The sequence below is a fragment of the Aeromonas sp. 19NY04SH05-1 genome (genome assembly GCF_040581895.1).
Lineage (GTDB): Bacteria > Pseudomonadota > Gammaproteobacteria > Enterobacterales > Aeromonadaceae > Aeromonas > Aeromonas enteropelogenes.
Genome location: NZ_CP095328.1, coordinates 699,922 through 718,649, shown reverse-complemented (window position 1 = coordinate 718,649; position 18,728 = coordinate 699,922). Strand labels below are relative to the sequence as shown.

General features: G+C 57.8%; 16 protein-coding genes and 12 tRNA genes. 2 read left to right on the top strand and 26 right to left on the bottom strand.

What is annotated here, in order from left to right; translation table 11 throughout:
- Window positions 1-207: 207 nt before the first annotated feature.
- Window positions 208-1,521, top strand: coding sequence for a sodium-dependent transporter (locus MRK42_RS03435; RefSeq protein ID WP_042073393.1), 1,314 nt, complete (start codon window positions 208-210; stop codon window positions 1,519-1,521).
- A 252-nt stretch (window positions 1,522-1,773) separates the two neighbouring features.
- Here MRK42_RS03435 and MRK42_RS03430 read toward each other — a convergent pair.
- The 25 genes from MRK42_RS03430 to ruvA all read right to left on the bottom strand — a co-directional run bounded on the left by MRK42_RS03430 (window position 1,774) and on the right by ruvA (window position 14,354).
- A tRNA-Val gene (locus MRK42_RS03430) sits at window positions 1,774-1,849 on the bottom strand.
- A gap of 18 nt (window positions 1,850-1,867) precedes the next feature.
- Window positions 1,868-1,943, bottom strand: a tRNA-Lys gene (locus MRK42_RS03425).
- Between the two features lie 21 nt (window positions 1,944-1,964).
- Window positions 1,965-2,040, bottom strand: a tRNA-Val gene (locus tag MRK42_RS03420).
- Window positions 2,041-2,058: 18 nt separating this feature from the next.
- Window positions 2,059-2,134 (bottom strand) — tRNA-Lys (locus MRK42_RS03415).
- 22 nt (window positions 2,135-2,156) lie between these two features.
- A tRNA-Val gene (locus MRK42_RS03410) sits at window positions 2,157-2,232 on the bottom strand.
- 18 nt (window positions 2,233-2,250) lie between these two features.
- Window positions 2,251-2,326, bottom strand: a tRNA-Lys gene (locus MRK42_RS03405).
- Between the two features lie 21 nt (window positions 2,327-2,347).
- Window positions 2,348-2,423 (bottom strand) — tRNA-Val (locus tag MRK42_RS03400).
- A gap of 18 nt (window positions 2,424-2,441) precedes the next feature.
- Window positions 2,442-2,517: transfer RNA gene (locus MRK42_RS03395), tRNA-Lys, on the bottom strand.
- 22 nt (window positions 2,518-2,539) lie between these two features.
- A tRNA-Val gene (locus MRK42_RS03390) sits at window positions 2,540-2,615 on the bottom strand.
- 18 nt (window positions 2,616-2,633) lie between these two features.
- Window positions 2,634-2,709: transfer RNA gene (locus MRK42_RS03385), tRNA-Lys, on the bottom strand.
- 21 nt (window positions 2,710-2,730) lie between these two features.
- Window positions 2,731-2,806: transfer RNA gene (locus tag MRK42_RS03380), tRNA-Val, on the bottom strand.
- A 31-nt stretch (window positions 2,807-2,837) separates the two neighbouring features.
- Window positions 2,838-2,913, bottom strand: a tRNA-Lys gene (locus MRK42_RS03375).
- Window positions 2,914-3,087: 174 nt separating this feature from the next.
- Complete coding sequence (gene ybgF / locus MRK42_RS03370) at window positions 3,088-3,879, bottom strand: tol-pal system protein YbgF (protein ID WP_042070373.1); 792 nt, start codon at window positions 3,877-3,879, stop codon at window positions 3,088-3,090.
- 12 nt (window positions 3,880-3,891) lie between these two features.
- Entirely contained in the window at window positions 3,892-4,416 is a 525-nt protein-coding gene (pal, locus tag MRK42_RS03365) for a peptidoglycan-associated lipoprotein Pal (protein ID WP_005313284.1), read from the bottom strand.
- 49 nt (window positions 4,417-4,465) lie between these two features.
- On the bottom strand, window positions 4,466-5,791 hold the full coding sequence (tolB, locus tag MRK42_RS03360) for a Tol-Pal system beta propeller repeat protein TolB (protein WP_061476402.1): 1,326 nt from the start codon (window positions 5,789-5,791) through the stop codon (window positions 4,466-4,468).
- A gap of 94 nt (window positions 5,792-5,885) precedes the next feature.
- Window positions 5,886-7,007: a cell envelope integrity protein TolA gene (tolA, locus tag MRK42_RS03355; protein ID WP_201941803.1), complete on the bottom strand. Its 1,122-nt coding sequence runs from the start codon at window positions 7,005-7,007 to the stop codon at window positions 5,886-5,888.
- A gap of 5 nt (window positions 7,008-7,012) precedes the next feature.
- Entirely contained in the window at window positions 7,013-7,459 is a 447-nt protein-coding gene (tolR, locus tag MRK42_RS03350) for a protein TolR (RefSeq protein WP_026456924.1), read from the bottom strand.
- Window positions 7,459-8,148 carry a protein TolQ gene (tolQ, locus tag MRK42_RS03345; protein WP_026456925.1) on the bottom strand — a complete coding sequence of 230 codons (690 nt, stop codon included), beginning with the start codon at window positions 8,146-8,148 and terminating at the stop codon, window positions 7,459-7,461. Before tolQ ends, tolR begins: the two co-directional genes overlap by 1 nt.
- Window positions 8,138-8,545, bottom strand: coding sequence for a tol-pal system-associated acyl-CoA thioesterase (ybgC, locus tag MRK42_RS03340; protein ID WP_026456926.1), 408 nt, complete (start codon window positions 8,543-8,545; stop codon window positions 8,138-8,140). Before ybgC ends, tolQ begins: the two co-directional genes overlap by 11 nt.
- Before the next feature lie 105 nt (window positions 8,546-8,650).
- The gene (locus tag MRK42_RS03335) at window positions 8,651-8,962 is read right to left on the bottom strand and encodes a cyd operon YbgE family protein (protein WP_223379909.1); all 312 of its coding nucleotides are present in this window, start codon (window positions 8,960-8,962) and stop codon (window positions 8,651-8,653) included.
- Window positions 8,949-9,065: a cytochrome bd-I oxidase subunit CydX gene (cydX, locus tag MRK42_RS03330; protein ID WP_026456928.1), complete on the bottom strand. Its 117-nt coding sequence runs from the start codon at window positions 9,063-9,065 to the stop codon at window positions 8,949-8,951. The genes MRK42_RS03335 and cydX overlap by 14 nt, the downstream gene beginning before the upstream one ends.
- Window positions 9,066-9,080: 15 nt before the next feature.
- Complete coding sequence (gene cydB, locus MRK42_RS03325; RefSeq protein ID WP_061476411.1) at window positions 9,081-10,217, bottom strand: cytochrome d ubiquinol oxidase subunit II; 1,137 nt, start codon at window positions 10,215-10,217, stop codon at window positions 9,081-9,083.
- Window positions 10,218-10,228: 11 nt separating this feature from the next.
- Entirely contained in the window at window positions 10,229-11,785 is a 1,557-nt protein-coding gene (locus tag MRK42_RS03320) for a cytochrome ubiquinol oxidase subunit I (protein ID WP_026456929.1), read from the bottom strand.
- A gap of 935 nt (window positions 11,786-12,720) precedes the next feature.
- Complete coding sequence (gene ruvB / locus MRK42_RS03315) at window positions 12,721-13,731, bottom strand: Holliday junction branch migration DNA helicase RuvB (RefSeq protein ID WP_042026598.1); 1,011 nt, start codon at window positions 13,729-13,731, stop codon at window positions 12,721-12,723.
- A gap of 8 nt (window positions 13,732-13,739) precedes the next feature.
- On the bottom strand, window positions 13,740-14,354 hold the full coding sequence (ruvA, locus tag MRK42_RS03310) for a Holliday junction branch migration protein RuvA (protein WP_042070383.1): 615 nt from the start codon (window positions 14,352-14,354) through the stop codon (window positions 13,740-13,742).
- A 259-nt stretch (window positions 14,355-14,613) separates the two neighbouring features.
- Here ruvA and MRK42_RS03305 point away from each other — a divergent pair, with 259 nt between their 5' ends.
- The gene (locus tag MRK42_RS03305) at window positions 14,614-16,623 is read left to right on the top strand and encodes a methyl-accepting chemotaxis protein (protein ID WP_042070385.1); all 2,010 of its coding nucleotides are present in this window, start codon (window positions 14,614-14,616) and stop codon (window positions 16,621-16,623) included.
- A gap of 90 nt (window positions 16,624-16,713) precedes the next feature.
- Here MRK42_RS03305 and MRK42_RS03300 read toward each other — a convergent pair whose 3' ends face one another.
- Window positions 16,714-18,693 carry a bifunctional 2',3'-cyclic-nucleotide 2'-phosphodiesterase/3'-nucleotidase gene (locus tag MRK42_RS03300; RefSeq protein WP_201941809.1) on the bottom strand — a complete coding sequence of 660 codons (1,980 nt, stop codon included), beginning with the start codon at window positions 18,691-18,693 and terminating at the stop codon, window positions 16,714-16,716.
- Window positions 18,694-18,728 lie beyond the last annotated feature (35 nt).

Here is an 18,728-nt window from a genome sequence, read left to right as displayed (position 1 = left end):
CTCGGTTTATTGCTCGGGTCATCTCTTCATGTCTGCCATCCTCGTGCTGTTTGGTCGATTTTTTAGCTCGCAAGAGAGGTGACCTTGCACGCACAGCTTGTCTGAAAGTTCATTGCAAAGGTCGCCTCGGGCGGCCTTTTTTGTTGTTGCCCATATTGTTGTTTGCCCAAGGAGTATCGATTCGATGTTGCATTACCCGGAGGTTGCATGAGTCAGGTTCAGTGGTCTTCCCGTCTTGGTCATGTGCTGGCAGCCGCCGGCACGGCGATCGGCCTTGGCGCGATCTGGAAGTTTCCCTATGTGACGGCCACCAATGGCGGGGGCGCCTTCCTGCTGGTGTTTCTGCTGTTCAGCTTCACCCTGGGGGTGGCGGTGCAGGTCGGCGAAACCCTGCTCGGCAGCCATAGTCAGCGAGGGGTGCTCGGCGCCTTCCGCAAACTGGTGGGTCCGAACTGGCGCTGGATGGGGTACATGGGGATCCTGTGTGGCTTCTTCATCTACAGCTTCTACAGCGTGGTCGGCGGCTGGACCGTCGGCTATGCGGCACTGGCCGTGAGTGGCCAGCTCAACCTGAGCGAGGGAAGCGCCCTCACCGCCCTGTTCAACGGCTATGTAAGCAATCCCTGGTGGCCTGTGCTGACCCATCTGGTATTTGCCGGGCTGACCTGGTGGTTCGTACAGGGCGGGATCCAGAAAGGGGTGGAGCGAGCCCTGCGCTGGATGATGCCGGCCCTGTTCGTCATGATGCTGCTACTGGTCTGTGTGGGTCTATCCATGCCTGGCTCCGTGGCTGGGGTACGCCAGCTGCTGCTGCCGGATTTCACCATGCTGACCGGCCAGAGCGTGCTGGATGCGCTGGGGCTGGCCTTCTTCTCCCTCTCCATTGGTCTGGGGGTACACACCACTTATGGCGCCTACCTGCCCAATAGCGAGGGTGTGGTGCGCTCAGGCGTCTGGGTGGTCACTCTGGCGAGCTTCATCTCGGTGCTGGCGGGCCTGATGATCTTCCCGGCGTTGGCATCGACCGGCATCGATCCGGCAGCAGGCCCGGGGCTGACCTTCATGACCATGCCTGCGGTATTCAACCATCTGCCGTTCGGTCAGGGACTGGGGATAGTCTTCTTCCTGCTGCTGCTGGTCGCTGCCCTCTCCTCCTCCATCTCCATGCTGGAGCACCTGGTGCGCTTCACCACCGAAGAGTGGGGCTGGTCACGCCGTGGGGCTTGCCGGGTGCTGACCCTGCTCATCATGGCCTCGGGCATCCCGGTCAGCCTGTCGTTCGGCCCCTGGAGCGATCTGACCCTGTTTGGCAAGACCATCTTCGAACTGCTCGACTACCTCACCTCCAATCTGATGATGCCGCTGTTTGGTCTGGTGCTGACCCTGCTGCTGGGCTGGCGGCTGGGGGAACGCATCCTGCCGGCAGGATTGTCGCCCGCATTGCGGCTCGCTCTGCTCTGGTGCTGGCGCATCGTGGCCCCCCTGTTGATCGCCGGGATCCTGATCCGCGGCATCCTGTAAGCCCATGCCAGAGGGCTGGCCCTGGCCTGCCCTTTTTTCTTGTCCGGAATCCTGGATGAACCTTGGTAAAGCAAGCGAATATAGCCGCAGGCCATCATGATGACGACGGGTAGTGGCAGTAAGGCGAAGAAGAGAGAGGCTGCAATGCGGCAGAAGAACAGCCGGCACGCCGAACGACAGGCAAAAAAAATCCCCACCTGAGTGGGGATTTTTTCTGAAACATTGCTACAGATTTCAGTGTTCTTGCAAAGATGGTGGTCGTTACTGGGCTCGAACCAGTGACCCCCTCCTTGTAAGGGAGGTGCTCTCCCAGCTGAGCTAAACGACCTGGGATATTGCTAAATGATGGTGGGTCGTGCTGGATTCGAACCAGCGACCAATTGATTAAAAGTCAACTGCTCTACCGACTGAGCTAACGACCCATCTGTATCATTTTTTAAAACTGGTGGTCGTTACTGGGTTCGAACCAGTGACCCCCTCCTTGTAAGGGAGGTGCTCTCCCAGCTGAGCTAAACGACCTGGGATATTGCTAAATGATGGTGGGTCGTGCTGGATTCGAACCAGCGACCAATTGATTAAAAGTCAACTGCTCTACCGACTGAGCTAACGACCCATCTGTATCATTTTTTTAAAACTGGTGGTCGTTACTGGGCTCGAACCAGTGACCCCCTCCTTGTAAGGGAGGTGCTCTCCCAGCTGAGCTAAACGACCTGGGATACTGCTAAATGATGGTGGGTCGTGCTGGATTCGAACCAGCGACCAATTGATTAAAAGTCAACTGCTCTACCGACTGAGCTAACAACCCATCTGTATCATTTTTTAAAACTGGTGGTCGTTACTGGGCTCGAACCAGTGACCCCCTCCTTGTAAGGGAGGTGCTCTCCCAGCTGAGCTAAACGACCTGGGATACTGCTAAATGATGGTGGGTCGTGCTGGATTCGAACCAGCGACCAATTGATTAAAAGTCAACTGCTCTACCGACTGAGCTAACGACCCATCTGTATCATTTTTTCAAAACTGGTGGTCGTTACTGGGCTCGAACCAGTGACCCCCTCCTTGTAAGGGAGGTGCTCTCCCAGCTGAGCTAAACGACCTGGGATACTGCTAAATGGTGGTGGGTCGTGCTGGATTCGAACCAGCGACCAATTGATTAAAAGTCAACTGCTCTACCGACTGAGCTAACGACCCATCTGTATCATTTTTTAAAACTGGTGGTCGTTACTGGGCTCGAACCAGTGACCCCCTCCTTGTAAGGGAGGTGCTCTCCCAGCTGAGCTAAACGACCTGGGAATTCTGTCTCCACCTGGTGGAGAAAATGGTGGGTCGTGCTGGATTCGAACCAGCGACCAATTGATTAAAAGTCAACTGCTCTACCGACTGAGCTAACGACCCTCACCACGACCAGCTCCGACCGCGTTACCGCTTCGGCTCTGACGGCGGCCTATATTACGGATTTAAATTTCCGGTGCAACCTAAAATTCGTAATTTAAATCCGTTTGCTCACTGCGCATACAAATGCGCGCCGTTTTTACAGTACCGTTACGAAAACAGTAACATACGGCAATGTTACAGCTTGCTCAGGCTCTGCTTGGCCAACTGGGCTGGCGAGGTGTTGGGATATCCCTTGATCACCTGCTCATAGAAGCTCTTGGCTTCCGCCTTCTTGCCATCCAGCTGTGCCAGCATCCCCAGCTTCAGCAGGGCATCGGCGCGCTTGGGCGACTTGCTGTATTTGTTGGCCAGAGTGGCAAACTGGGTGGTGGCACCGGCTCTGTCACCCTTGTTGAACAGCAGCTGACCCAGCCAGTAGTGGGCATTGGGGACATAGCTGGAGTTCGGGAACTGCTTGATGAACCCTTCGAAGGCAGGAATCGCCTTGTCGTAGTTCTTCTCCTTGAGCACCATGTTCACCGCGGCGTCATAGGCCTGATTCTCGTCCTGGTTGGTCGAGTAGTTGGCAGCTGCTGCGGGAGTGGTTGCGGGCGCGGCAGGAGCGGCCTGTTGGCTGCTGGCGACCTTGTCCAGCTCCTGATAGAGCTGGCGCTGACGCTCCTGCGACTGTTCCATCTGGTAGGTCTGTTGCTCCAGCTGACCACGCAGCTCGGAGACTTCACCTTGCAGGGAGTCAACCTGCTGCTGCAACTCGGCCTGCATCCGCAGACGGGCGTTGAGAGTGCGCTCCAGCAAGGCGACCCTGTCTTCCAGGCTGCCAGACGGGACTATGGCACCGTTATTGCCGCTAAGGATAACGCCACCGCTCGAATCACCGCCCAGGTCGCTGACTGGAGCCGCGGCATGAGCAGTGACTGCAAATAAAACGGCCATCGAAATGGCCGCTTGCTTATACACAAAATTCATCCGAATCAAACCTTAGTAAACCAGGACCGCACGACGGTTCTTGGCAAAGGCATCCTCGGTGTGAGACAGATCCAGCGGCTTCTCTTCGCCATAGCTGACGATGGAGAGCTGCTCAGCCTGCACACCCAGGGTTTGCAGATACTTGGCAACAGCCTTGGCACGACGCTCGCCCAGCGCGATGTTGTACTCCGGAGTACCACGCTCGTCGGCGTGACCTTCGATCAGCACTTTGACGGACGGGCGCTCACGCAGGTAGCTGGCGTGGGCATCCAGCAGATCAGCGTACTGACCCTGGATGTCATAACCGTCGAACGGGAAGTAGATGACGTTGTCACGCTGCAGTGCTTCGAACTTCTGACGCATCTGCTCTTCCGGGGACAACATACCGTTGGCGCCGCCGGTTTGTACACCGCCCATGCCGTCGGTCATGCCTGATTCGGCACCAGCGGCGTCGGAATCAGAAGAAGAGCTACAAGCGGCCAGGGTGAACAGTGGCAGTGCGATGGCCAAACCCTTGAGCAGTTTATTGAGTTGCATGCTATTTCCTTAAACCTTTATAACAAAACAAAAAACAATCGGATTTTTATCAATTCAAGAAGGGCGACCAAGCTGGTGCACGTATTTCACCGCTACTGGTCGGAAGCACAGCCTTGAAGCGACCATCAGTCGACACCAATGCCAGACTCTTACGACCCTGATAGATGGTGGCATAAATGATCATGCTGCCATTGGGAGCCACACTGGGCGACTCGTCCAGAGCACTTTGGGTCAACACCAACAGAGCACCGGTTTCCATGTCCTGACGTGCGATGCGATATTGTCCCTGAACCCGGGTCACCATCACCATGGTCTTGCCGTCCGGAGTAATGGATGCCCCCTGGTTGGATTCACCTTCCCAGGTCATCCGGCGAGTCACGCCAGTCGACAAATTTACGCTATAAATCTGGGGTTTGCCACCACGTTCGGAGGTGAACAGCAAAGTTTGCCCATCCGGCATCCAGGACGGTTCGGTGTCGATGGTGCGGTTATTGGTGACTCGAGTGAGTTGCTTGCTAGCCACATCAACGACATAGAGATCAGGCTGACCATCTTTGGACAAAACGATAGCCAGACGACGACCATCCGGAGACCACTCCGGCGCCCCGTTGATGCCACGGAAACTGGTGATCAGGCTGCGCTGCTGGGTGTAGATATCCTGCACGTAGATCTCGGACTTCTGGTTCTCGAAGCTCACATAGGCCAGCTTGCTGCCATCCGGCGACCAGGATGGCGACATCAGCGGCTCGCGGGAGCGCAGCAGAGTCTTCTCGTTGTAACCGTCGTAATCGGAGATACGCAGCTGATACGGGAACTGGGCACCCTGCTGGACGGCCACATAGGCCAGACGAGTCAGGAAGGCGCCACGCTCGCCAGTCAGACGCTCATAGACGATGTCGGAGATACGGTGGGCAAACTGGCGCATCTGGGCACCCGGGATGGTCGCCATCCGGCTGTCCAGGATGTAGCCGCTGCTTTCACCGCCCTGTGCCTTGGCCAGCTGGCCCTTGAGCACATCGACCAGCTCGAAGTTGACCTTGTAGGTGCCATCCCCGACCGGCGCAATGGTACCGACCACGACCGCTTCTACCCCCTGGGCAGCCCAGGGCGCGAAGTTGATCTCACCGCTGGTGCTCGGGGTCTGCGGCATCTGGCTGCGGGCCAGCGGCTTGAACTTGCCGCTGCGCATCAGGTCGTTGGAAACCACTTCGGCGATGTCCTGCGGCAGCTGGCCATTGCCTTCCCACTTGAAGGGAGCGATGGCGATGGGACGTGCGCTATCGATACCGCCTGTGATGACGATGTCCAGGGCCGCCTGGGCACTCTGGCCCAGCAACAAACAGCCAACCAAAGCAAAAAACACTTTTCTGATCATGGCTTAAATACTCGGTTCCAATAAAAATGAGAGGTTCGATTCCTTTGTCAGCAAGATGCTGCCCACCACAGTCAATGACCCCGTTATCCCGTATTTAGATGTTCGGTTCCAACTTGAGGTTGAACTCCTTCAACATCTCGAATGCCGCAGGATCCTTGGGTACCGGCAAGGAGCCAGCCTTCAGGACCGCCGCCTTGCCGGAGCGACAAACAGCCGGATCACCCTGGCCATTATCCACCGAGATGACAAAGCCGGAGCTCGCAAGACGTACACCGATAGTACAGGTTTTGCCCCGCATTGTGGGATCCAAAATCATATACCGCTCAACAGTGGCCTTGATGAGGGCCGCGTATTTGTCGACCTCCCCCTGCGCCGCCGCCGATGCCGCCTGACTGCGGGCATTGGCCTCGGCCGCCAGCTGCTGTTGCATCATGGCTTCCATCTCTTTTTGCAATCTGGCCTCTTCCGCCGCTTTGCGCTTGCGTTCAGCCTCGGCCTTGGCCTTCTTCTCGGCCTCCTCCTTGGCTTTCTTCTCTGCGTCAGCTTTTGCCTTCTTGGCCGCCTCTTCCTTGGCCTTCTTCTCGGCCTCGGCTTTGGCTTTTTTCTCTGCTTCCGCCTTGGCTTTCTTCTCGGCTTCGGCCTTGGCTTTTTTCTCCGCTTCCGCTTTCTTGGCCTTGGCCTCTTCTGCCTTGGCCTTCTCCTCAGCTTCTTTCTTCTCTTGTTCCTTTTTCTTTTTCAGCGCCAGCGCCTTGGCATCTTCTGCTGCCTTGCGCTCGGCTTCCGCCTTCTTGGCCTTCTGCTCTTCCAGCTTGCGGGCTTCCTCGGCCTTCTGGGCCTTCTCTTCCGCCAGCTTCTGCTCGGCTACTTTTTTCTGTTTTTCGGCCTCGGCCTTGCGGGTCGCCTCTTCAGCTTCCTTGCGCTTGGTCTCGGCGATGCGCAGACGCTCCTGCTGCTGGGCCAGCTCACGCTTGGCCTGCTCCGCCTCTTCCTTTTTCTTCTGCTCGGCAGCCTTGGGCTGGGCCTTCTGCTGCTGGATCTGCTTCGCCTGCTGATCCAGGAATTCGCTGTCCAGCATCACCGCATTGACGATCTGCCCCGTTGACTCGGGTCGCTTGGGCTTGCTGAAGTCGAGACCGACAAACAGGATGATGCCGATGATCAGATGCAGCAGGAACGATGCAACGAGATAACCGGAAATACCACGCTTCACATCCATCTCCGTCAGTTCACCGGATCCGTCATCAGACCAACCTGAGGCACACCGGCATTCTTGAGGGCCACCATCAACAGGATCACCTCCTCGTAGCGCACAGCCTTGTCACCGGCGACGACCACGGGGGCGTTCTGGTTGATGGCCAGATAGCCCATGGCCTTCTCGGTGATGTATTGCTGCATCGCCTCGGGCGTGCCACTGGGGACCGGCTCGTCATCCGCCTCGCCCGCCTTGATCACGTATTCACCGTCGGTGTTGACGCTGACGATGAAGGGCGGCTTGGCATCTTCCGGCAGTTGCTCGGATTCAGCCTGCGGCAGATCAACCTTGACCCCTTGCGTGATCACGGGCGTCACCGCCATGAAGATGATGAGCAGCACCAGCATGACGTCGATATAGGGAACCACGTTGATCTCGGCCACCTTCTTGCGCCGGATCCGCTGATAGGTTTGCATTACTGATCACCCTGCTGCTGAGCAATTTGACGGTTCAGAATGGTGGAGAACTCGTCCATGAAGTTGGCGTAGGCGTTCTCCAGCCGCTCGACCTTGTTGGAGAAGCGGTTGTAGAAGATAACCGCCGGGATCGCCGCAAACAGACCCATGGCGGTGGCGATCAACGCCTCCGCGATACCCGGAGCCACCATCTGCAGGGTCGCCTGCTGCACCTGACCCAGGGCGATAAAGGCGTTCATGATCCCCCATACGGTACCAAACAGACCGATATAGGGGCTGATGGAGCCGATAGTCGCCAGCACCGGCAGGTTCGATTCCAGATCGTCCACCGCGCGGGAAAGGGAGACACGCATGGCACGGTAGGTACCATCCATCACCGCATCCTGACCACGGGCGCCGGCCTTGAGCAGACGGGCATACTCCTTGAAGCCGGAGTAGAAGATGTCTTCCATGCCTTCGATGTCATCGCGGCGGGAGGAGGACTCCTGGTAGAGGCGATTGAGATCGACCCCGGACCAGAATCTGTCTTCAAACTGCTCGGAGGCAAGATTGGCCGCCTTGATCACCTTGGAGCGCTGGATAATCAGCGCCCAGGAGACCACGGACATCCCCATCAGGGTGATCATGACCAGTTTGACCAACAGGCTGGCTTGCCAAAACAGGCCAATAAACGAAATTTCAGCGTGCACTTAACAGCACTCCCTTGATATTTTCAGGTATTGCGACAGGTTTCATTTGCGGATGACTGACACAGGCTATCTGTACCATGGCCCGGGCGACAAGTCGTCCGTCGGCCGCCAGGATCTGCTGGGAAAAGCGCAGGGATGCGCGTTTCATTTCAGTCACTTGCGTTAACACATTCAGTAATTCATTAAAACGGGCCGCCGAGCGGAAATCGATCTCAGTGCGAGTCACAACGAAGGCGAATCCCTCCTGCAGCAGGACGTCCTGTTCGACGCCCATGGCACGAAGAAACTCGGTGCGAGCACGTTCCATAAACTTGAGATAATTGGCGTTGTAGACGATGCCTCCGGCGTCGGTATCTTCGTAGTAGACACGCACCGGAAACTCAAAGACTTCCCCCATAGCAATCTGTGATCCATTCGACAGTCAGATGGGGGGCTATCATAGCGCAGGGCTGAATAGGAAAGAAGCAGGGGGAGACAGGGAAATCCTGCCTCCCCCCGTTTTTTATGAAAGGAAATATGACTGCATCAACCAGAGCCCGTACAACAAACTGGGCAAGGCGAGCCAGGGGTTGAAGAACAGGCGTCCGAACAGGCTACGGGGGTGGAATCCCAGCCCGTGCAGCACACCGCAGCAGACTGCCCACATCAGCCAGGGCGCCAGCCAGTGACCGTGTTCACTGGTGTTGGCCGCGATCAGGTTCGGGGCCTGCAAGATGGCGACGCCCAACAGGGCCGCCGCCAGCAACATCAACCCCTGCCATGGCTGGCGCTCCAGGGGAGCGGCCAGCCTGGCGAGTCGATCACTTGTCTTCATCGATCTGGCGATCCATGTTCTCGGTGTGTTCCAACCACAGCGCATTGATGATGCCAAATGCGCAGGCCAGCAGCAGACCCAGGATCCAGGTGAAATACCACATTGTCAGGGCTCCTTCTTAGTAGGCCGAATGTTGGTTATCTTCGATGTGCTTGTTGGTCACCCGGCCATACATCTTGATGTAGGTCCAGAGGGTGTAACCCAGCACAATCGGCACGAAGATAGCAGCGGCCACCGTCATCACCTGCAGGGTGTTGAAGGAGGCAGTGGTATCCCACATGGTCAGGCTCTGTGACGGCTCAAGGCTTGAGGGCATCACGAACGGGAACATGGAGAAACCGGCTGTCAGGATGATGCCTGTCATCGCCAGGGAGGAGCAGGTAAACGCCAGCCAGCCCTTGTTCAGCTTGGCAAACACGGCAACCAGCAGGCTCATGGAGAGGCCCAGCACGGGGGCTGCCACCATCCACGGGTAGAGGCTGTAGTTGTTCATCCAGGCGCCGGCCTGTTGCACCACTTCCTTGCCGAGCGGGTTGGAGACGGCATCGGTCGCGGCGGCCTTGACGATGACATAGCCATCCATGCCACTGACCCACCAACCGGCCAGGGCAAACAGCACCATGGTCAGCAGGGAGCTGCCGATGGCGGCGGTGCGGGAGCGGGCCAGCACTTCACCTTCGGTCTTCATCATCAGCCAGGTTGCGCCCTGCGCCAGGAACATGCACAGGCTCACCACGCCGGCCAGCAGGCCGAACGGATTGAGCAGGCCGAAGAAGTTGCCGTGATAGGTGGACATCAGGAACTGGTTGAACTCGAACGGCACGCCCTGCAGCAGGTTGCCAAACGCCACGCCAAACACGATGGGCGGTACGGCACCACCGATGAACAGGCACCAGTCCCAGTTGTTGCGCCATCTCGGGCTTTCCAGCTTGGAGCGGTAGTCAAAACCGACCGGACGGAAGAACAGCGCCATCAGGGTCAGGATCATCGCCACATAGAAGCCGGAGAATGCGGTGGCATAAACCAGCGGCCAGGCGGCGAACAGGGCGCCACCTGCGGTGATCAACCACACCTGGTTGCCATCCCAGTGGGGGGCAATGGAGTTGATCATGACACGACGTTCAATGTCTTTCTTGCCGACGAAGGGGAGCAGTGCGCCCACCCCCATGTCGAAGCCGTCAGTGATGGCGAAACCGATCAGCAGCACACCGACCAGCACCCACCAGATGACACGCAGAGTTTCGTAATCAAACATGGTTACTCTCCTTATGCCTTGAGCTGTTCGAAGTGATACTTGCCGGTCTTCAGGCTGCTAGGGCCGAGGCGGGCAAACTTGAACATCAGGTACATCTCGATAATCAGCAGCACTGTGTAGAACAGGCAGATACCGATCAGAGAGAACCAAATCTCGGACGCAGGCACGTTGGAAGCGGAGACGAAGGTCGGCAGCACTTCCGCAATGGTCCAGGGCTGACGGCCGTACTCGGCTACAAACCAACCGGCTTCGATGGCGATCCACGGCAGCGGGATACCCCACAGCAGGGCCTTGAGCAGCCACTTGCGCTCGCCGATGCGGTGACGGGCACTGTCATAGAAGGCCAGGCCGATCAGCACCAGCATCACCATGCCGGTCGCTACCATGATGCGGAAGGCGAAGAACAGCGGCAGTACGTGCGGGATGGAGTCATCCACCGCAGCCATGATCTGCTCCTCGGTCGCATCGGTCACATTGTTGGTGTAACGCTTGAGCAGCAGACCGTAACCCAGATCCTGCTTCACTTCGTCGAAGCGAGCGCGGGTCTCGTCAGACTTGTCGCCGGATTGCAGCTTGGTCAGCAGGTCGTAGGCGGTCATGCCGTTGCGCACGCGCAGCTCGTGCTCGCTCTTCAGATCCTTGAGACCGGTCACCTGACCGTCCAGGGAACGGGTCGCGATGATGCCAAGGGCATAAGGGATCTTGATGGCGTAGTCGGTGCGCATCTCTTCCTGATTCGGAATACCGAACAGGGTAAAGGCGGCTGGCGCGGGTTCAGTCTCCCACTCGGCTTCGATGGCAGCCAGTTTCACCTTCTGCACTTCACCTGTCTCGTAACCGGACTCGTCACCCAGCACCAGCACGGAGAGGATGGAGGCCATACCGAAGGCGGCAGCAATGGCGAAGGAGCGACGGGCGAAGGCCACATCACGATTCTTCAGCAGGTAGTAGGAGGAGATGCCCAGTACAAACATGGCGCCGCAGGTGTAGCCCGCTGCAACAGTGTGCACGAACTTGACCTGAGCTACCGGGTTGAACACCAGATCGGCGAAGCTCACCATTTCCATGCGCATGGATTCAAAGTTGAACTCGGCACCGACCGGGTTCTGCATCCAGCCGTTGGCAACCAGGATCCAGAGGGCGGAGAGGTTGGTCCCCAGCGCCATCAACCAGGTGGCAGCCAGGTGTTGATGCTTGGAGAGACGATCCCAACCGAAGAAGAACATACCGACGAAGGTGGACTCCAGGAAGAAGGCCATCAGCCCTTCGATGGCCAGCGGGGCCCCGAAGATGTCGCCGACATAGTGGGAGTAGTAAGCCCAGTTGGTCCCGAACTGGAACTCCATGGTCAAACCCGTGGTCACCCCGAGGGCGAAGTTAATGGCGAACAACTTGCCCCAGAACTTGGTCATGTCCTTGTAGATGGGGTTGTTGGTCATAACATAGACAGATTCCATGATCGCGAGAATGAAGGTCATTCCCAGCGTCAGGGGGACAAACAAGAAGTGATAAAGGGCCGTCGCAGCGAACTGGAACCGCGATAGGTCGACCACATGCTCAGCAATCATGATGTTTCCTCACCGATTATTGGCACGGCTATTTTAAGATTTAGGGACAAAGCTTCCGTTGGGGGTTAGCAAATGGAGCTCGCTGTAAATCCTCACAACAAAACCCCTTCACCAACGACCAATATTAACAACAAGGCAATATCTGAGAACAAAGAAAGCTAATGTTTAACAATTCTAAAACAACCAGCTGGAATTTATTCTCGCCCATGATGACCGTGGTTTTATATCACCTTTATTTGATTGAAATCAATGTAAAAGCGACCCAATTACATGGCTTCAAAAGGCATCTTTAAACTATTTACAATGCGATGAAGAGAGCTGGATCACAAAATTAGACTTGATGTAAAACATTGATTTAAATCAATTTAAATTTTTAACATCTCGCTCTGTAGTTTAATTTAAAAATAACAGCCAAGGTCATGTTTATCATGTTATCCGGATTGTTCTGGCCGCCTCGAAAAAGCAATTTAAAACTGCAAACAATGCATACTCATGCGAATCAATCAGACCAAATTCATCATTAGTTAAACTAATTTGAATGGTGCAATTTTTCTTGTTTGCCCGGGCTGATTCGAACTCCTACAATGCGCCTCGCAGTGAGGACATCCCCTTGGATACAGGCCGGTTAATCAGGGTTCACGGTACGTATCCGACCATCCGTTTGAACCTGTTTATTGGAATCGAAGATGAAAAAGTTTGTTGCTAAAACCATCAGCTACTACAAGCTTTCTTTTGTTCAACTCTATCAATTGAACCGACTCTGAGAGCTCGCGACGGCTCACTCGTTTTTTTCCGGTCTGTATCCGGACGTACTCACTGGTTGTGAACATCCATCCTGAATTGTCTTTGCCCACCGCATCCGCCGTGGGCTTTTTTTTTATCCCGCCAATAAAAAAACCGCCGTTGGCGGCGGTTTTCTAATCAAGTGTCTGTTTTCACTTCTCATCTGGCCGCTGAAGGCCGAAATGGGCATAGGCTCGCGTGGTCGCTATCCGCCCTCTGGGAGTGCGTTGCAGATATCCCTGCTGGATCAGGTAAGGCTCCAGCACATCCTCGATGGTATCTTTCTCTTCCCCGATGGCGGCCGCCAGATTATCGAGCCCCACAGGGCCTCCCATAAACTTGTCGATGACAGCCAACAATAGCTTGCGGTCCATGAAGTCGAACCCCTCGTTGTCCACGTCCAGCATGTCCATGGCGCGGGCTGCAATGGGGCCGTCAATCTTGCCGTCAGACTTGACCTGGGCAAAATCCCGCACCCGCCTTAACAAACGATTAGCAATTCGCGGGGTGCCGCGAGAACGCCGCGCCACCTCGATGGCTCCATCCTCCGACATGTCGAGCCCCAGGCAACGGGCGCTGCGGGAGACGATGTCGGTCAGATCCTTGACGTTGTAGAACTCCAGCCGCTGGACGATGCCGAAGCGATCCCGCAGCGGGCTGGTGAGAGAGCCGGCCCGGGTGGTGGCCCCAATCAGGGTGAAGGGGGGCAGATCGAGCTTGATGGAACGGGCCGCCGGCCCCTCCCCTATCATGATGTCGAGCTGGTAATCCTCCATCGCCGGGTAGAGCACCTCTTCCACCACAGGGCTCAGGCGGTGGATCTCGTCGATGAACAGCACATCGTTGGGCTCGAGGTTGGTGAGCAGCGCCGCCAGATCGCCGGCCTTTTCCAGCACCGGACCCGAGGTGGTCTTGATGTTCACCCCCATCTCGTTGGCGACAATGTTGGCCAGCGTCGTCTTGCCCAGACCCGGCGGGCCGAAGATCAGCAGGTGATCGAGGGCCTCTCCCCGTTGCCGCGCCGCCTCGATGAAGATCTCCATCTGTTCGCAGACGGTATCCTGGCCTGTGTAGTCGGCCAGTTTCTTGGGACGAATGGCCCGATCGATAATGTCATCCTCACGGGCGGCACTTGCCGAGATGAGACGATCCGCTTCAATCATCGACTACCTCACACCAGACTACGCAGGGATTCACGGATGATCTCTTCCACCGACATGCCATCGGCGGCGATCTTGCTGACGATCTGGCTGGCCTGCTGTGGCTTGTAACCAAGGGCCACCAGCGCGCTGGCCGCCTCTTCTGCCGCATCCGGCGCCCGCAGGGCCGGTTCGCTGGCAGGCAGGGGCACGGCCGCCGGCGAGAAGAGATCGTGGCTGACCCAGCCCTTGAGCCTGTCCTTCATCTCGACCACCAGCCGCTCCGCCGTCTTCTTGCCCACCCCGGGCAATTTGACCAGAGAGCTTATCTCCTCGCGCTCGACACACAGGACAAACTGGCTGGCAGTCATGCCGGAGAGAATGGCCAGCGCCAATTTGGGGCCCACACCGTTGGTCTTGATCAGCTCGCGAAACAGTGCCCGCTCCTGCTTGTGGTTGAAGCCATAGAGCAGCTGGGCATCTTCACGCACCACGAAATGGGTCTGGATGGTCGCCTCCTGGCCGATATCCGGCAGGTCGTAGAAGCAGCTCATGGGCATCTGCACCTCGTAGCCGACCCCGCCAACCTCCAGCAAAACCTCGGGGGGCTGCTTTTCAATGACAATGCCTCTCAAGCGACCGATCACGGCTCTCTCCTTACCAATACGACGATTCGAAAATTGGTTCATAGCATAAAGAATAACTGGATAAGTATCCAGCATAGGCCTTACACCACCGGGTGGTCAGAGCGGCTTTTTATGCCTTTCACCACCATGCTTTCCTTATTGGTTACAAGGCACGGGCGATCCCTGCCACGCCGCAGGCGTTGTGCCGGAACATAAACGACTACACTGAATCCGTTCGGAACTCTGTTCGATCCAGTGTCGATACCAAGGAAGGCATCAGATGAAAATTGTCACCACATTCACCCTGGCGCTCACCATACTGCTCGCTTGCACCCTGGGTATGGGCGCTGCGGGCTGGTATGGCAGTCAGCGGCTGGAGGCACTGCTCTCCTACGTGCTGGGCGCAGCCTGGCAAACCGCGGACGGCGCCATGGAGGGCTCCATCGAACTGGGCAACCAGCAACTCCATATCCAGAAGATGCAAAACGGCACACCCCTTGATCGTCCGGCCCTCGATGCCGCCAGGGCCACCGCCGACGATGCACTGTCCCGGGTCGCCCAGGGCAAGCTGATCGACGACAGCACCATCGCCGCCATGACGCAGCGCAAGCAGGAGTATCAGCAGCAACAGGAAAAACTGCTGGGCCTCCATGACAGCTATATCGAGGTGGATAAGGCGCTGCGGGATAACGCCGAGCGCATGGAGCGTATTTCGACCCAGCTGGAAGTGATCGGCGATGGCGCCGTCGAGGCGCTCACCCAGTCCCCCGACCAGCTCATCAGCTGGAATGGCGGTCTTGCCACCCGCTGGGAAGCCGCCGATGGCGGTATGGAGGCCAACATCGGTTTCTTGCGCCAACTCTATGCGCTGGAGAAGATGCGCAGCCAGGGCGTCACCCCCGCCATCAGGGAAGAGCTCAAGGAGGCGACCGATTTCTACCAGAGCGCCGTTGATCGCATGCTGGCCACCGGGTTGTTCGACAGCGAAGGGAGCGGCGAATTTGCCGGCCAGTCGCTGGCCAGCCAGTACCGCACCCTGATGTCACGGCACCATCAGCTGCTGGAGACCTGGACTTCGGCCCTGAGCGCCTATCAAATCCAGCAAGCTAGCTACGAAGCCAGTGCCGATGAGCTGCAAAAACAGCTGGTTGATATCGAAGCACAGGGGGACGCCACAGTGGAAGACCAGGTCGCCCGGCTGCACGACATCATCGGCCATACCCACGGCCTGTTGCTGACCGGTCTGGTGTTGAGCCTGATTGCGGTCATCCTCTGCGGGTTCTGGCTGACCCGCACACTGGTGGCCCCGCTGCTGCAGGTCGACAGGCGGATGCAGGATATAGCGGCAGGGGACGGAGACCTCAACGTGCGCATCAACCTGCAGCGGGATGACGAGATTGGCTCGCTGGCCAACAGCGTGGATCGCTTCATCGAGAAGCTGCAGCAGATGATAAGTTCGACCATGGACAACAACCAGCACATCAGCGAGCACGTGCACACCTCGGTCAACCGGGTCGAAGCCATCAGCCAGAGCAGCCGCCAGACGGCGGAACACGCCCAGGCGCTGCATCAGGACAGCGAACAGATGGTGCAAGTGGCCACTCACATCTCGGACAACTGCAGCATGGCCGCCCAGAATGCCAACGACGTGCGCCAGCTGACCGTCGAGAGCAGCCAGTATATGGCGTCCGCCACCACGGGCATGCAACGCATGGTGACGGAGGTGGGCGAGTGTGCCATTGCCATCAACTCCCTCAAGGAGCAAGCGGGCCAGATCGGCCAGATCATCTCCACCATCAGCGGTATTTCCGAGCAGACCAACCTGCTGGCCCTCAACGCCGCCATCGAGGCCGCCAGGGCCGGAGAAATGGGTCGCGGTTTTGCGGTGGTGGCCGACGAGGTACGTACCCTGGCCAGCCGTACCGCCGCCTCCAGTGCCGAAATCAGCCAGGTGATCAGCAGCATCCAGCAGCAGACGGAGACGGCCTACCTGATGATGCAGCGCAACATGAAGACGGTGGAGTCAGGGATGCAGGATTCCGAGAATACCAGGCAGATCCTGTTTCGGGTGGAAGAGGCCATCGACCGGCTGGCCACCATGGTGCAGCAGGTGGCCGATGCCACCGGCCAGCTCTCGCTCACCCTGAGCAGATCTTCCGACAAGGTATCGGGGATCAGCCAACAAGCCAGAACCGGCGAGCAGGAGGCCCAGGAGTGCCTGCATATCGCCTCCTCCCTCCATCAGGTCAGCTTGCAGCAACAGAGCCTGCTCTCCCAGTTCCGGGTCTGACCCGGCCACAAAAACGAAACATGCCAGCCCGGACAAACGGGCTGGCATGTTGTTTTCTACTGGCCGAAGTCTGTCTCCGGCCATGCCCTGTTACTGGCGAACCAGACGGTAGATGGCGTAACCGGGATGCTTCTCATCATCCATCGGCAAGGTGGACTGATAGGCCAGATCCGCCCCAGCCACCGCTTTGGCCTCCTCGCGGGGAGAGGAGTAGAGGCGTACATCGACGCCCGCAGGTAGCGCCTTCATGTGCCAGTTGTTGTCGGCCAACGGACTGAAGCCCTGGGGCTGGCTGGTCGAACGTGACTTCAGGTACTGGGCCACAATTTCACGCGTCTCGAAGGGATCTTCGTGGACGATATTGCCACCATCCACTCCCGGGAAGTGGCCGCCACCGCTGGCGCGGTAGTTGTTGGTCACCACGTAGAATTTCTGGGCCGGATCGACGGGCTTGCCGTTGAAGGTCAGCTTGCCTATCCGCTCGCCCTCGCTCACCTTGACCCCTTCCTTGTTGTAACGGGCGGGCTGGGTGATATCCACCTCGTAGCTGACCCCGTCGATCACGTCGAAGTTGTAGGTGGGGAAACTCTCGTTCACCAGCCACTGCACCTCGCGGCTGGCGGGATCCACCCGGTTGAACTGGCCGGCACTCATCTCCAGCCACTCCTTGACGGTGGCCCCGTTCACCTCGACCACCTGCAAGGTGTTCGGATAGATGTAGAGATCAGAGACGTTGCGCAGGGAGATATCCCCCGCCGGCACATAGGTGAAGTCAGTGATGCCGTTGCGACCGCCACGAAACGGCGCCGCCGCCGAGAGGATCGGATAAGGCTCCTTGAGCAGGCCATCCTTTTGCAACTGTTCGGCATGCCGGCGCTGGGCATCGCTCACCAGTTGCACCGAGGGATCGTCCTGCACCAGGGCGAAGAAGCTGTGGATGGGGTTGGTGATCTTGCCAAGAGGACGATCCAGCCACTGGTTGGTGCCCTCATGGTCTGCCTTGACCAGCTCGGTGACTCGCGCATCCACCTTGCTCCCTTCGCTGGCATCGATCTGGCGCAGGCTGGCCTGGCTCTGCTTCACCCGCCACTTGCCATCCACCTGTTCCAGCTTGAGGTCGATGATGCCGAGGTGATTGCCCCAAAAGCCCGGCATCACGGTTGGTACACCACTCAGGGTGCCGGCCTGGTTGTCCACCTCCGGCAGATTGGGGAAGTCCCCCGGGAAGTTCTTGTGGGCATGACCCAGCATCAGGGCATCTATACCTTCCACCTTGGCCAGGTGCCAGGCGGCATTCTCCATCATGGCCTCGTAACTGCCGGCATTGATGCCGGTGTGCGCCACCACGACCACCAGATCGGCTCCCTTGGCGCGCAGCTCGGGAATATAGTGGTTCGCGGTCTCGACCATGTCGGCCACCACTACCTTGCCCTGCAGGTGACGCTTGTCCCACTGCAGTACCTGCGGCGGGGTCAGGCCCAGAATGCCGACCTTGACGGTCTGTGGCTGCCCCTTGTCATCGGTCACCTGACGCTCCAGCAGCAGGTAGGGGGTGAACTTGTTGCCGCTCCAGTCGATCTTGCCCTCTCCATCTCGCTTGAAGGCATCGGCTGCGAACACGTTGGCATTCACGTAGGGAAACTTGGCCCCTTGCAGCACCTTGCCGAGGTAATCCAGCCCGTAGTTGAACTCGTGGTTGCCCAGGTTGCCGGCGTCATAACCCAGCTCGTTCATCGCCTTGAACACGGGATGCGCCTGCTTGTCGAGGTAGCCCTCGCCCGCTTGCTCAAAGATGTAGTCGGCCAGCGGCGAGCCCTGGATCAGGTCGCCGTTGTCGAGCAGCAGGTTGTTGGGGTTTTCGGCGCGGGCCTCCCGGATCAGCACGGCAGTACGGGAGAGGCCGAATTTGCGATCTTCCTTGTTCTGGTAGTAGTCATACCCCAGCACATTGGAATGAATGTCGGAGGTCTGGATAAGCCGCAGCGAGACCACGCCAGGCTGCGCCTTCTCCTGTTGTTCTGCTCCGCAGGCTGATAGCAGCACGACGGAGGCGATAACCCCTAACTTCATGGTTTTATTCACTGGGTACTCCTGATCTAACCAGA